12 protein-coding genes are annotated in these 14,210 nt (G+C 69.5%); 3 read left to right on the top strand and 9 right to left on the bottom strand.

Annotated features, from left to right (window positions below; translation table 11 throughout):
- Positions 1-51: 51 nt before the first annotated feature.
- The 6 genes from JJ691_RS51445 to JJ691_RS51420 form a co-directional block, all read right to left on the bottom strand.
- On the bottom strand, positions 52-3,813 hold the full coding sequence (locus tag JJ691_RS51445) for a type I polyketide synthase (RefSeq protein WP_211766615.1): 3,762 nt from the start codon (positions 3,811-3,813) through the stop codon (positions 52-54).
- A gap of 85 nt (positions 3,814-3,898) precedes the next feature.
- Positions 3,899-4,783: an SCO6745 family protein gene (locus tag JJ691_RS51440; protein ID WP_211766614.1), complete on the bottom strand. Its 885-nt coding sequence runs from the start codon at positions 4,781-4,783 to the stop codon at positions 3,899-3,901.
- Positions 4,780-6,516 (bottom strand): acyl-CoA dehydrogenase family protein, encoded by a 1,737-nt coding sequence (locus JJ691_RS51435; RefSeq protein ID WP_211766613.1) that lies wholly within the window; start codon positions 6,514-6,516, stop codon positions 4,780-4,782. The genes JJ691_RS51440 and JJ691_RS51435 overlap by 4 nt, the downstream gene beginning before the upstream one ends.
- A complete protein-coding gene (locus tag JJ691_RS51430) occupies positions 6,513-7,370 on the bottom strand; it encodes a thioesterase domain-containing protein (protein ID WP_211766612.1) in 858 nt (285 codons plus the stop codon). Before JJ691_RS51430 ends, JJ691_RS51435 begins: the two co-directional genes overlap by 4 nt.
- Complete coding sequence (locus JJ691_RS51425) at positions 7,367-7,627, bottom strand: acyl carrier protein (protein WP_211766611.1); 261 nt, start codon at positions 7,625-7,627, stop codon at positions 7,367-7,369. The genes JJ691_RS51430 and JJ691_RS51425 overlap by 4 nt, the downstream gene beginning before the upstream one ends.
- Before the next feature lie 25 nt (positions 7,628-7,652).
- The gene (locus JJ691_RS51420) at positions 7,653-8,975 is read right to left on the bottom strand and encodes an NAD(P)/FAD-dependent oxidoreductase (RefSeq protein WP_211766610.1); all 1,323 of its coding nucleotides are present in this window, start codon (positions 8,973-8,975) and stop codon (positions 7,653-7,655) included.
- 430 nt (positions 8,976-9,405) lie between these two features.
- On the opposite strand from JJ691_RS51420, the gene JJ691_RS51415 reads away from it, so the two are divergent.
- Positions 9,406-9,825: a hypothetical protein gene (locus tag JJ691_RS51415; protein WP_211766609.1), complete on the top strand. Its 420-nt coding sequence runs from the start codon at positions 9,406-9,408 to the stop codon at positions 9,823-9,825.
- A 30-nt stretch (positions 9,826-9,855) separates the two neighbouring features.
- Here the strand turns inward: JJ691_RS51415 and JJ691_RS51410 are convergent, their stop codons facing one another.
- The gene (locus JJ691_RS51410; protein WP_211766608.1) at positions 9,856-10,239 is read right to left on the bottom strand and encodes a MerR family transcriptional regulator; all 384 of its coding nucleotides are present in this window, start codon (positions 10,237-10,239) and stop codon (positions 9,856-9,858) included.
- A 96-nt stretch (positions 10,240-10,335) separates the two neighbouring features.
- Here JJ691_RS51410 and JJ691_RS51405 point away from each other — a divergent pair, with 96 nt between their 5' ends.
- Positions 10,336-11,445 (top strand): NADH:flavin oxidoreductase, encoded by a 1,110-nt coding sequence (locus JJ691_RS51405; protein WP_211766607.1) that lies wholly within the window; start codon positions 10,336-10,338, stop codon positions 11,443-11,445.
- An 88-nt stretch (positions 11,446-11,533) separates the two neighbouring features.
- Entirely contained in the window at positions 11,534-12,793 is a 1,260-nt protein-coding gene (locus tag JJ691_RS51400) for a cytochrome P450 family protein (protein WP_211766606.1), read from the top strand.
- Here the strand turns inward: JJ691_RS51400 and JJ691_RS51395 are convergent.
- Positions 12,759-13,277 (bottom strand): HhH-GPD-type base excision DNA repair protein, encoded by a 519-nt coding sequence (locus JJ691_RS51395; protein WP_249227582.1) that lies wholly within the window; start codon positions 13,275-13,277, stop codon positions 12,759-12,761. The genes JJ691_RS51400 and JJ691_RS51395 overlap by 35 nt on opposite strands.
- A gap of 216 nt (positions 13,278-13,493) precedes the next feature.
- The gene (locus JJ691_RS51390; protein WP_249227581.1) at positions 13,494-14,111 is read right to left on the bottom strand and encodes a CGNR zinc finger domain-containing protein; all 618 of its coding nucleotides are present in this window, start codon (positions 14,109-14,111) and stop codon (positions 13,494-13,496) included.
- Positions 14,112-14,210 lie beyond the last annotated feature (99 nt).

Here is a 14,210-nt window from a genome sequence, read left to right as displayed (position 1 = left end):
TCGGGCTCGGCAGCGGGACCAGCCCGACCTGCCGGCGTTCCTGGTCAGCGCTCAGCTTTTTGGGGCGGCGACCTCACCGCCGATGAAGCCGATGACGTCGTCCAGGGTGCGCAGCTCGGCCAGTCGCTCCGGTTCCGGTGCGGGCGCGTCCGGGAAAAGCTGCTGCACCCCGCCCATGATCTCGATCCGCTTGATCGAGTCGATGCCCAGATCCGCCTCCATGTCCATGGACGTCTCCAGCATGTCCACCGGATAGCCGGTCTTCTCGGAGACCACCCGCAGCAGCGCGGTCGACACGTCCTGGCCGGCGGCGGATTCGGGCTGGGCCGGGGCCGCCATGGCCGGTCCGGAGTCGACCGGCACGGGCTGAACCGGCGCAGACTGAACCGGCGCGGGCGGCGTCGGGGCCGGCGCGAAGTCCTCGACCGGTGCTGGCGGCGGGACTGCGATCGCCGGCTGCGCCGCCGTGAGCGCGGCCGGTTCCCTCGGCGGCGGGGCCAGTTCGGGCATACGTGTTGCGGGCACGTGGAACCCGTTCGCCGGCGGAGCGATGCCACCGGCCAGCTGGGCGAATCCGCGCACTACCTCGCTGGCCTGCGCGTGGCTGTGGGCGATGGCCACGTTGTGCTGGGCCAGCGCGGAGATCCCGGTGATCACCTCGTCGCGCATCGCCGATCGCGTCGACTCGTTCTCCAGCAGTCGACTCAGCCGCTCGGCGATGCCGGTCTGCCCGGCCAGATAGTCGCGGTGCATGGCCAGGTGCTCGACCGCGAGCATGCCGCCCGGGAAGGTGTCCGGTCGATCGGCCGCGGCGGCCGGGGTGTGGTGGCCGTTCCCGGAGTGCGGCTCGACGCCGTTCCCCGTGTACGCGGCGACCCCGTTCCCCGTGTGTGGGGCGACGCCGTTCGCCGGGTACTGGGCGGCACCGTTGCCGGAGTGCGGGGCAGTGCCGTTCATCGAGCCGTTCCCAGAGCCGTTGCCGGTGGCCGGGGCGCCTTGGGCCAGGGCCTGCCGATACGCCTCGCGTCGCTGCTCGGACACATGGTTCACACCGTTCAAGGGGATCGTCATTCCTTTCCGCGTGGGCATCGGTGCGTCGACGGCCCGGAACCGGTGGCAACCGGCGAGCGGGACACCGAGCACGACAAGCTGGGCAACGGCCTGTTTGAGGGAGCGGTCGCCGTCCCGGTCCGGTCCGGCGTCGGTGGCGACCACGGCCACGTCGTCGTGGCCGCGCAACACGTCGCGCACCAGACCGGACAGCACCGCCTTCGGCCCGAACTCGACGAAGATCCGGCAGCCGTCGCGGTACAGCTGTTCGACCCGGGGACCGAAGTGCACGGGATTGACCAGCTGGTTGGTCAGCACCTCCCGGTTGGCCACCGGGTCGTCGCCGTACTCGGCGCCAGGCGTGTTGGCCAGAACCGAGAACTGCGGCGCACCAAGGGAAACACCGTCCACCGCGGTGCGGAAGGCCGGCACGGCATGCGCCACGTGCGGCGTGTGGAACGCAGCCGCCACCGGCAACCGGCGGGCATGGATGCCCCGGGCCGCGCAGTCGGCGACCAACTGCTCGACCGCCGCGGTGCCGCCACCGACCACGGTCTGGCCGGGCGCGTTGACGTTGCAGATCCACAGCCCGTCTCGATCGGCCAGCAACTGCTGGACGTCCTCACACGTGCCCCGGACGGCGGCCATGGCTCCCGGATCGCCGTCCGTCGGGGTCGCCGCCATCGCCTGCCCACGCACTCGGGCCAGCGCCACCAACTCCTGGTCGGACAGGCTGCCGGCCGCCCACAGCGCGGTCAACTCACCGAAACTGTGCCCGAGCCCAGCCTCCGGCCGCAGTCCGAGCTCGGCCAGGTAGCGGTACTGGCCGGCGGCCAGCGCACCGATCGCGGGCTGGGCGTGGTCGGTGCGGCGCAACGCCTCCTCCTGGGCCTGGCGCGTGGCGTCATCGAAGGCGTCCGATGGGAAGATCACCCGGCCCAGCGCTTCGACGCCACCGAAAGCCGTTGCCGCCTGGTCGAAAGCGGCCCGCACGTGCGGCACGCAGATCGCGGCCCGGGCCCCCATCCCGACATACTGGCTGCCCTGCCCGGCGAACAAGGCGGCCACCTTGGCCTCAGGAACAGCTTCGCTGCGATACCAGATGTCTTTGCCGCGCAACGAGAACGCGGAGGCGTCCGGATCCTTGCGAAGTCGGTCGAGCGCCAACTCGCGCGCCTCGGCAAGTTCCTCGGCAGTACCGCCGACCACCGCCACCCGCGCGTGCCCGGACGGGGTGTCGCCGGTCGGCTCGACGCCGTCCGGGTCGCGTTCCATGGCCGTGATCAGCGCGGCGACGTTCTCGCCCGACCACATCCGCACCTCGGCGGCCGGGGCGAAGACCGGCCGGTCCGCCGCCGCTGGGTACTCCTCCAGCACACAGTGGAAGTTGGTGCCACCGAAGCCGAAAGAGGACACCGCAGCCCGTCGCACCGGACGATCCGGGTCGGCGATCCACGGCCGGGCCTTGCCGCTGAGGTGAAACGGCGACTCGTCGAACGCCCGCGCCGGCTCCCGGACGTTGATGGTGGGCGGCAGCACCCGGTCGTGCAGCGCGAGGGCCATCTTGATCAGCCCGGCCGCGCCGGCGGCCGCCTTGGTGTGGCCGATCTGGGATTTGACGCTGCCCACGCACACCTGCCCGCGGTCGGCGTCGGCGTACAGCTCACCGAGCGCGGTCAGCTCGGTGAGGTCGCCGACCGCCGTGCCGGTGCCGTGGCACTCGACCAGGCCCACCTGTTCCGGGCCGAAACCCGCGTCGGCGTAGGCCCGGCGCAGCGCGGTGACCTGGCCTTCCTTGCGTGGTGCGTAGATGCTCTTGAACCGGCCGTCGCTGGACGAGCCGATCCCGCGCAGGACCGCGTATATCCGGTCGCCGTCGCGTTCGGCGTCAGCGAGCCGCTTGAGCGCCAACATGCCCAGGCCCTCACCGATCAGCGTGCCGTCGCTGTTGGCGTCGAAGGGGCGGATGACCTCGGTCCGCGAGAAGGCCGGGGTCTTGGAGAAGCACAGGTACATCAGGATGGTGTTCTCGGCGTCGCAACCGCCGGTGAGCATCAGGTCGGCCCGGCCGGACACCAGTTCGGAGACAGCCATCCGGACGGCGGCCAGGGAACTGGCGCAGGCCGCGTCCACCGTGCAGTTCATGCCACCGAGGTCGAACCGATTCGCGATGCGGCCCGCCACCACATTGCCCAACATCCCGGGAAAGGAGTTCTCCTCCCACGGTGCGAAAGCCGCGCGGAACCGGTCGGCGATCTCCTCGGCGTCCACATCGGACAGTCCGTAGCTGCGGACCACGTCCTTGAGCACCGGTGTCTGGAGCCGGGTGGCCAGCGGCTGGGTGAGCGAGTTGGCGCCGGTGACGCCGAGCACCACGCCGGTGCGCGCCGGCCAGCCGCCCGCCTTGTCCAGCACGCCGGCGTCGTGCAGGGTCTGCTTGGCGACCATGAGGCTGAGCAGCTGCAGGACGTCGGTCACCTCGATGGTGTTCGGCGGCAGGCCGTACTCCAGCGGGTTGAAGTCGACGGTGGGTAGGAAGCCGCCGCGCCGGACATAGGTCTTGTCCGGAGTGGACGGATCGGGGTCGTAGTAGTCCTCGATCCGCCAGTGCGTCTCGGGCACGTCCTCGATGCAGTCGACCCCGTCGACGATGTTCCGCCAGTACTCGCGAACATCCGGGGAACGCGGGTACAACGCGCCGAGCCCGACAATCGCCACCGGGTTCGCGCCGAGTCCGTCAGTAGATGTCGTTTCGTCAGCCATCAAAAGAACGTCCCGTCCACACCGCGTCGGCGCCACAGGCCGCCCGCGTCACGTTTTCTCTTGCTGTCAAACAGCTTTCGATGATCTACCCGATCGGCGGGTACGGATCGGGCAGCTCGCCGGTGGCGGTCACCCGCGCGGCGAGCGGCTCGACCAGTGCCAGCAGCCGGGTGCCGGCGGCTTGTCCCTCGGCGGTCCATGGAGCTGAGGCGAGCCGATCGGTCGCCGCCTCGATCCGGTCGTGCGCGGCCTGGCCGGCCGGGGTCAGAACGCGTCTGTCCCGCTTCGGCCGCTCGCCGCGAATCTCTGTGTCGCCAACGGCTCGAGTGTCACCGGTCAGCCAGCCGCGGTCGCGCAACCGATCCCGAGCCTGCGCGCAGTCCTCGGTGTCCCAGCCGCGGTAGCTGACCCACCCCTCCTCCAACCCACCGGCGGCAATGGCCAGCATGTGCGCCGCGCAGCCGTCCACTTCCTCGGCGAGCAGCACGGCGGCATGCCCGTCGCCACGGTGTTCACGCAGCAGCGTCGCACCGTGCCAGAGGCTTGCCACGGGATCAGTTGGCCAGGGCAGTTCCGCGTTGGCCGCGTACATCGGTCGCCCGTACGGTCGCAGCGCCCGTAGCGATTCACGCAGCAGTTCGGCGGCCTCGGCCACCGGCTGGTCGCCGAAGGCCCGTTTCAACGCCCTCGCCGCACCAAGTTCGCGTGCCTGGAGAACCCGCTCGGGCCGCGCGCAGTCCCACGCCCGCGGCACCACTCGCTTGATCATGGCCAGGTTCATGTTGTAGAGCCCGGCGGCGACCGGCTCCGGTCCCACCGCGCCGAGCGGCGCGGCGCGGCCGGCGATGTAGGCCATCACATTCCCGCGCAGGCCGCAGTCGGTGAACTCGGCCCGCGCCTCGGCGGTGAAGTAGGTGACCGCGTGACAGGTCTCCAGTGCACGCCACAGTCGGCGGGCCAGGTGGGTCATGCCGACACCGCCAACGACTCGGCGACCGGATACTCACGCATCGAGAAAAGCCGGCCCTCGCAGTACATCCGCGTCAGCACCGCGTTCACCGCACCGACCAGAGCCTCGTTGTCCAACACCGGCAAGCCGAGCAACCGACCCAGGCAGGCGAGGGCCACCGCGGGACTGTTCAGCGGGCCGTCCGCGACGGGGCGGGCGGCGAACTGGACCACACACCCGGCGACGTGCAGCCGGCAGTACCGTTCCGCCAGGTCGTACAACGCGTTCGCCTGAAGGTATCCACTGCCCCGGGCAGCTCGGAGATCAGCGAGTTCGGCCCGCAGCCGCTCACGCTCCACGGGCAGGCGGGACGCGGCGTCGACGAGCTCGGCCAACCACGGCTCCGGTGCTCGCGCGCGTAACCGTTCCGCTGCCTCCGGCGCGTTGGCCACCGCGTCATCGGCGCCCCGGGCCTGGAGATCGAACAGCCAGGGCTGGAACGGCGGCAGCGGCCGGTCGAGCGAGAATACCTGGTCCGCAATGGTTTGATCGCCGTCGCGGTCGGTCAGCAGCGTCTCCAGTTGCAGCGCGATGTTCTTCAAGTTCACCACGTGGTTGCCCTCGGCGAAATGCGAGATCCACAGGTCGCGCGCGGACTTGTGGAACATGCCGTACTCGCCGGCCGACCGCATGAAGTGGCGGGCGCCCAGCACGGTGGCCAGCCGGCTCATCGTTCGTTCCAACACCGTGGGGACAAAGAACTTCGTCACCGAGGACACCAGGCTGGCCCGGCGCGGCGCGACCTGTAGGGTGCGCGCGGCGCTGACCGCGACGGCGTCCGCGGCGAGCAAATTGGCGAAGCTGCCCGCCATATCCCTTGCTGTGTAAGCGTTCTCCATCAGGATCCGGCCGAATATCCGGCGTTCCAGGCAGAACCGGACCACCAGCCGGAGCCCGGTGTCCACGCATCCCAGCGCGACCGACGTGGCCAGCACCCGCGCCGGATACGCGGCGCGCAGAGCGATCTCCAGCCCGTGGCCCACCGCGCCGATCAGGTCCTCGTCCGGCACGAAACAGTCGTCGAACCGCAGCCCGCCGTTGTCGATCGCCCGCACGCCGTGAAACCGTTCCCGGGGCAGCGGTCGCACCGCGGGCGACCGCAGATCCACCATCAGGACGGAGAACGCCGCCGGGCCCGGACGCTCGCCGGTGCGGGCGAAGACCGCCGCGTGGTCCCCGCGCGCGGAGTTGCCGATCGGCCATTTCTCGCCGGACAAAAGGAAACCGCCGGGAACTCGGCGGGCCGTGGTCTCGGTGGCCATGATGTCGCTGCCGTGGTCGCGTTCCGACAGCGCCCAGGCCAGTTGCGAGCCGGCCAGCACCGCCTTGGCGTACCGGGTCCGCTGCTCGTCGGTGCCGGCGATCCACACCGGCATGTAGCCGAGGCTGGTCGTGGCCAGGGAGGTCGCGAGGGTGGCGTCGCGCCGGGACAGCGCCCGGAATATCTCCAGGCTGTCCACGATGTCCACCGCCCGGCCGCCGTGCCCGGCCGGCACCCCGTGTTCGGCGATCCCGAACCGGCGCAACGCTTCCAGCGCCCGCTCGGGGTATTCCTCGTTGTCGTCGCGGGCCAGCGCCCGCTCGAAGCAGAGCTCGCCGGTCCCGGTCATCGGTTCCCCGAACGCGCGCTCCATGTCGAGCAGGAACGCGGCGACATCCGTCCTGCCGTTCATCGTCCCCCCAACGTTCGTCATCCGCCCAGCACCGTCGCCTCCACGGCGCGGGCGATGGCCTCCACCGACTGCTCGTCGCGCAGCATCGTGTAGTGGTCGCCGCCGCAGTGCAGGGTGTGGATCTCGTCCTTGGCGACCTCGTCCCAACCGAGCGAGGCCAGCTCGTCGAACAGCCCACGGCTCGGCCGGACCAACGTGATCGGCACCTGGAAGCGATCCGGGTGATAGGCGTCGTGCAGCTGCTTGTTGCGCCGCATTCCGTCGACGAACGCGGTGAAGACCTTGCGCAGGCCGTGCACCGTCGTGCCGGGCGTCAGCGCCCCGGTGGCGATGGACCGGTCCAGCACCAGGCCGAGCCCGTCCTCCAGGCTGACGCCGGTGAAGTCGGCCGGGCTCAGTTTCAGGTCACGCCCGCGGTTGGCGCCGAAGTACATCGCGAACCAGTCCAGCGCCTCGCGGTCGGGCAGCGTGTCGCCGAACGACGAGCCGTTTCCCGGGGCGATCGTGTCGAGCACGAAGACACCGCGCGGCTTTCGGTCCGCGGGCATCGCCTCGGCGAGGGCGCACGCCACCACACCGCCGAACGACCAGCCGAGAACCGCGTAGGGGACGTCGGCCACCTCGTGCAGGCTGCGTTCCTTGAACCGCAGCGCGATCTCGGCCAGCGAGACGTCCACGGCCGATCCGGTGATCACGGACTCGCGGTACTCGGGGACCTTCTGGATGTCGAAGACGATCGTCGAGAACCTGGCGGCCAGGCGGGCGCGCAGCGGCTCGTAGCTGTCGAGCGCGATCGCCCCCGGGTGCATGACGACCAGGCACGCCGGCGCCGGCTCGAACGCCGCGGCCGCCGGTTTCAGCGAAACCTCCGTCACGAGCGCTCTCCGGCCTTCTCGGCGATGTATCCGGCCAGGTCGGGAATGGTCGGGTGGTACCACACGGCGGTGGTCTCCACCTCCATGCCCAGCCACCGCTCGAGTTCGCCGGCCAGCACCAGCGCCTCGGTCGACTCCAGTCCGAACTCGTCGAAGTACCGGCTGGTGTCGAGTTCCGCCGGGGGGACGCCGAGCCGGGTCGCCACCTGCTCAACCAGCCAGTCCCGCACAGCGTCCACGGTCAGTTCGGCTTTCATTTCGGCTCCTCCAGGTGATGCCGTCTCAAGAACCAGAATTCACACCGGCAGTGGTGAACTCGCGTCGCACCTCACGACGGACGCACTCGGCGGCCGCCAGGCCCGAGTCGTAGGCGGATTCGTGCAGGCCGACGATGTCGAACCCCATCTTCCGGGAATGGAAATACGAGCCGCACAGTTTGATCCGCCCGGAGTCGTTCACCTTGTAGATCATCGGCTGCAGGTCCCGCACATGCTGCTCCAGCACCGGGTGCCGATAGCCGATGTCCTTGATGATCTCCTCGTCGCGCAGGCTCGCCGGCGGTTCGAGGGTGAGAAAGTAGTCCTTTTCCGAATCCAGCCGGTGCAGCCGGTTGAGGTAGTAGGTGGCGTACGTGCTGAAGTCGTCCCCGTCACCGACGCGCGCGTAGTTCCAGCTACGCCAGCACTGTTTCGGCGGGGTCAGCACCGAACTGTCGGTATGGAGCACGGCGCGAGTGGGAGTGTATCGGATGCTGTCCAGGAAATCATGCTTTCGCTGGACGCCACCGAGCAACTCCTTCGTAGTGTCCGCATGGGTGGCCACCACCACGTAGTCGAACTCGCGTGTGCCGCCAGCCGTGGTCACCGTGGCCCGGTCGCCCATTTCCCGGACGCCGACCACCGGTTCGCCGAGCCGGAGCTCGGTCCCGTGCGACCGCAGGTGTTCGCCCACTTTCCACAGGTAGGAGACGCTGCCACCGAGCACGGTCCGCCAGGCCACCCGACGCCCGCTGAGCCCGGCGAGGCCGTGCGCCATGAAAAAGGCCATGACCGTGCTGGCGCTCATCCGCCACACCTCACGGGGCGGAATCGACCAGGCCGCCGTGGCCACCAACACCAGGAAGTTGCGCCTGAACTCCGCACTGTATCCACAACTGTCCAGATAATCACCGAGCGGCATCCGCGCCCGGCCGCGGATGAAGTCGCGCGGCGCCTCCCGCTCGAACCTGGCCGCCTCCCGCCAGATCCCGTGGAACTCGGCGTCATGCTCGGCGAGCACCGCCGATTCCGGGAGTTCCAGATCCTCCGACGTGAAGTGTCGCCGCCGCGAGACGTCGAAGAACAGGAAGCCGCCCTCGTGGTCCAGGGTCGGCACGTCGAGCGTCCGAAAGAACTCCGCGAGCCGGGGATAGTGGGGTTCGTTGTACACGATGAAGGCGGTGTCGAGCCCGATCACCCGATCCCCGTCGACAACTTCGACGGTATTGGCGTGGCCGCCCACCCGGTCGTCCGCGTCGTAAAGCACCACGTCGGCCTCGGGACACAGATGGTACGCGGCGGACAGTCCCGCGATTCCGGCGCCGACTACCGCCACCTTCGTTGCCATCTCACTCCTTCGCCGAACCCGACACGCGGCACTGACGCCGATGCGTTGCTGTCGTAGGTTCAGATCACCCCCCATCCGCGAAAAATACGACCGATTCTCGATTCACCCGACTGGCCTAGTCGCGGTCATCCGGGCCGAACCGGCCACAACGACCCCATCCGCGCAGCACAGCGCCCGCGGCACCGTCGCCGGAATCGAGCACCGCCCCACCGGCTCCGACCGTCAAGCCGCCACGCGAGCGGATCCCAATCCGTGCCTGGTCGACCACATGGCGTAGCACGACGGTCGCCAAGGGGGAACCCGACGACAACCAACGGCCGCATGACGCGGTCACCCGCCGCCATACCAGGGCGTCTTTCACCTCGCCGCGACGTCTTGACAGCCCGTCCGAAACGGTGTTTTATAACGGCGTTCCCAAAGGGAGGTAGGCTTGCACACCTTGGAGCTCACGGCGGCCTCGCGCTACATCGCGGGGGTCGCGCTGCTGACGATCGTGGGGATCGAGTTCGGCGGCTGGTTCATGACGCAGATCGTCCGCGGCGCCGTGCCCATGACCGACTTCCAGAAGGCGTTCGCCCGCGCCGGCCACGCGCACGCCGGCGTGCTGGTCACCCTGAGCCTGGTGACGCTGGTGCTGGCCGACGCCGCAGGCCTGGACGGGGTATGGGGCTGGGTCGCCCGACTCGGCGTCCCCGCCTCCGCCGCGCTGATCTCCGCCGGATTCTTCTTCTCCTCCATGGGACGCGGCGAGATCACCAAGCCGAACCGCCTGATCTGGCTGGTGTGGCTGGGCGCGCTGGCCTTGGGCCTGGGCGTCGTGTCCCTGGGCATCGGCTTGCTCGTCGCATGACGAGCGCGACCACGAGCAACCGCGCGTAGCTCAGGAGACGTCGATGGTCTCCTGAGCCCGATGCCCCACGCAGGCACCGCTGACGGCCGTGTTGAGGATGGCGTCGAGCCGGTCCCGCGCGTCGAGCAGTTCGCGAGCACGCCGGTCGATGCGGTCACGTTCCTTGGCCAGCAAGGCCAAGGCCTCCGGGGCGGCTTCGCCCCGCTCGACGCTGGGCATGATCGCCAGTATCGACGTGCTCGACAGGCCCGCGGCGAAGAACTGCTGGATCAGCCAGACCCAGTCCGCGCTGTCGGCCGGGTAGTCCCGCTGACCACCCGCGGTTCGCTTGGGCACGAGCAGACCCTGCTCCTCGTAGTACCGCAGGGCGCGGACACTCACGCCGGCCTTCGCCGCCAGCTCGCCGATTCGCATCGAACCTCCGCAGTGACGTGCCGCACAGAAGGTTGAACCTCACGTCCACGTGAGATTTTAGCCTGGCTGCGCACCGACTGAAGGAGATCGATTCCCGTGTCCACCCGCGCCGCCCGAGCTCTGTCCCGTCCACTCACCCTGGGCGGACTCACCCTGCCCAACCGCGTCGCCATGGCTCCCATGACGCGCGCCCACTCCCCCGGCGGTGTGCCGGGAGCCGACACCGCCGCCTACTACGCGCGGCGGGCCGCCGGCGGCACCGGACTGGTCATCACCGAAGCGACCTACATCGGCCATCCCGCCGCCGGCCAGCACGACGCCGTCTCGCACATATACGGCGACGCGGCACTGGCGGGCTGGGCCAAGGTCACCGACGCCGTCCACGCGGCCGGCGGGTTGATCTTCTCGCAGCTCCAGCACGTCGGGATGGCACGCAAGCCCGGCGAGCCGCCGAACCCGGAGACGCCGCCCATCGGCCCCTCCGGCGTGCCGCTCGACCCCAGTGCCGGACCTGGGCGAACCATGTCGCAGCAGGACATCGACCAAGTGGTGCAGGCATTCGCCGACGCCGCGTCGGCCGCCGCGGCACATGGGTTCGACGGAATCGAGCTGCATGGCGCACACGGCTATCTGATCGACCAGTTCCTCTGGGCGGCAACCAATCGCCGCACCGACGCCTACGGCGGCGACCTGCGCTCCCGGACCCGGTTCGCCGCGGAGGTCGTCGCCGGCGTCCGCGCCGCGGTTCCCACCGGCCTCCCGATCGTCGTACGCCTGTCGCAGTGGAAGCAGAACGACTTCGGCGCCCGCATCGCCCAGACCCCTGAGGAATTCGACGTCATCCTCGGCGCGCTCACCGACGCCGGCGCGGACGCCTTCCACGCCTCCACCCGCCGCTACTGGCAGCCGGCGTTCGACGGCTCGGACCTCAACCTCGCCGGCTGGGCCAAGAAGCTGACCGGCAAGCCCGCCATCTCGGTCGGCTCGGTGGGCCTCGACGTCGAGTTCACCGCCAGCCTCGGCGGCGCCGACGCCGGCGCCACCACCATCGAGGGCCTGCTGGACCGCCTCGAAGCCGACGAGTTCGACATGATCGCCGTCGGACGCTCGCTGCTGGCCGACCCCGAGTGGACCGCCAAGGTCATCGACGGCCGCGAATCCGAGATCACCCGCTTCACCCCGGCCGCCCTCGCCACCCTGCACTGACTTCCGCTGGGGCGCCTGGGTTTTCGTCCCCACAACGTGCTCGCCCACTGCCACACTGAGGGTGATCTGCTTGTGGGGAGGGGTCGGCATGCTCGCTGGGGACGTCGCCCGACTGGGGGCACACGATTGGCCGGCGCTGGCGGCTCACCGCCAGGCGGCCGCGGTCGTCCGGTCCACGTGGGCCGGCGGAGTGCGGGTGTGGGTCGTCCTTCGACATCGGGAGGCCCGCGAGGCGTTGAAGGACCCACGGCTGAGCAAGGACGCGACCTTGTTGCACCAGGTCATGAGTGCCCAGCTCGCCGCCAGCGGACTCATCGACGCAACTGCGGACACCACCCCGGATCCGTTGCTGGGCAACAACATGGCGTTCAGCGACGGCGAGGCGCACCAGCGCCTGCGGTCCGTCGTGGCGGAGCACGTCACGACGGGCCGAGTCGCCGACCTGCGTGCGGGAATCGACCGGATCAGCGCCTCCCTGGTAGCGCAGCTGCCGCGGGACACAGCGGTGGACCTCATCGACTCGTTCGCGTTCCCGCTGCCGATCGGCGTCATGTCCGAATTGCTCGGGGTGCCCGGGGAGGACAGGTGGCAGCTGCGGGAGTGGACGGCGGGCCTGATCGCAGATGACCAAGCCGTCGCGGGCAGGGCCTCGGCCGCCATGCGCGCCTACGTCGATGATCTGCTCGCCAGCAAGCGAAAGCGCCCCGACACGGACCTGCTCTCGTACTTGGTGCAGGGCCAGCTCGATGGTCGGCTCAACGCCGAGGAGCTGGTCGCCACGGTCTTCCTGCTCGTCGTGGCCGGGCACGAGACGACCACGAACCTGATCGCGAACGCGGCGAGGTGGCTGCTCGACGACCCCTCGGCCTGGGCGGCCATCCACCGCGATCCCTCCTCGATCCCGACCGTGATCGAGGAGGTGCTGCGCTTCGACCCTCCGGTCGGCCTCACCACGCACCGAGTGACCACCGAACCCGTCGTCTACGGCGGCGTCGAGATCGACGCGGGCGAGGTCGTGCTGATCTCCATCGCGTCGGCCAACCGCGACGAAGCTGTTTTCTCCCAACCTCACCGGTTGAATCTCAGCGCCCCCGGACGCGGCCACCTGGCGTTCGGCCACGGCCTGCACTACTGCCCGGGCGCTCGCCTCGCCCGGCTCGAAACGGAGATCGCCCTCCGCGACCTGACCGCCGCCTTCCCCACCGCCAGACTCGCTGTTCCGCCCGAACAACTCGAACGGGCGACCCACAGCGCGATCAACAGCGGCTACGTCCGACTGCCCGTGATACTGACGTCGGCCCGACCTGCCGACGTCAGCCCTTGGCCGCCGCCTTCGCCGCCTTCTTGAACGCCCGCACCTCACCCAACGACTTCGCGTCCACCACATCGGCGACACTCCGCCGCGAGCCCTCCTCACCATACGCACCGGCAGCCTCACGCCAACCAGCCGGCTTCACGCCCATCTGCTTCCCCAACAACGCCAAGAAGATCCGCGCCTTCTGGTCACCGAAGCCGGGGAGGGCGGTCAGCCGCCTGAGCACCTCGGCACCGTCAGACTTGCCCTGCTTCCACAACGACTCAACCTTGCCGTCATAGTGCTCCACCAGGAACTGGGCCAGCGTCTGCAACCGCTTGGCCATCGAACCCGGGAACCGGTGGATCGCCGGCGGCGTGGACACCAGGGCCGCGAACTCCTCCGGATCGGCCTCGGCGACCCGGTGCACGTCGAACGAGCCCATCCGGTCCAGGATCACCTTCGGCCCCTTGAACGCCTTCTCCATCGGCACTTGTTGATCGCAATACATGCGCCAATGTATGACACCCAGGTTCATCCGTTTGGCGTACAAGCATCGCTCGTACGCCCTCCACGCGCCCGCCGGCCCAGCTGGTTCTAGGCAGACGCTCGCTGAGCCGGCATTCGCGGTGTACGTCCCGGCCACGCCTGGGGGCTCGAGCTGGATCAGCGTGAACACCGGGTGGTCGCCGAGGCGGTCACGCTGTTGAACCGGTCGGCGGACTGTCCGTCCGATGTGGACAAGGCGTGAGCCTCAGGTCGTAGCGGGGCGGTGGCGTTGGTAGTGCCTGGCGGCACGCGCCCGGTTGCCGCACGCGGATGAGCACCACTCCCGTCTGGGGTGGTCTTTGGAAAAGTACAATACGCAACCCGGGGCCAGGCAGGCACGCAGCTGCAGCCGGCTGTCCCCACTGAACAGATGGATCGCCTCGTCCGCGATGGCCGAGATCGTGGCGACGGCCTGATCGCTGGCGCGAAACACACGCGTGGGTGTGTCACCCGACTCCCAGATCAGGGCCGACCAGCGCGGTGCCACCGCGGCGACCCGATTGACCGTGCCGACGGCATCGCGCAACTCCCTCGTCACGGAAGCCGCTGCCGGCCGCGGGTCGTCGGTGGCTTCCGCAGCAAGTCGGCGCAGCGCATCGCGCAATGCAGTCAGCTGCCTAGCGATGCGAGCGATGTCTACTGCCGTCAGGCCGTCGAGGGCGGCGACGAACGGCAGGCCAACACGGGGTGCGATGGCACGTAGCCAAGCCGTAGCGGCAGCAGGCTCATCGAGCGCGTCGTACACGCCGTCACGGTCGGCCCAAATCGTGTTCATCAACTCCACCGGCAGCGGTTCGCCCAGGAGCGGCGCACTCGTGTCCACGCCCCGACGGTACCACTTCTAACGGTTGAAGGGGCTACTTGCCGTTGACACCCGACCATCAGACATGCCATCGTTCTAACGGTCATAAGAACTTGCAAG

It is taken from the genome of Kutzneria sp. CA-103260 (assembly GCF_018263855.1).
GTDB lineage: Bacteria > Actinomycetota > Actinomycetes > Mycobacteriales > Pseudonocardiaceae > Kutzneria.
The sequence above is the reverse complement of the archived record's forward strand: the minus strand, read 5'-3'. Positions and strand labels throughout refer to the sequence as shown.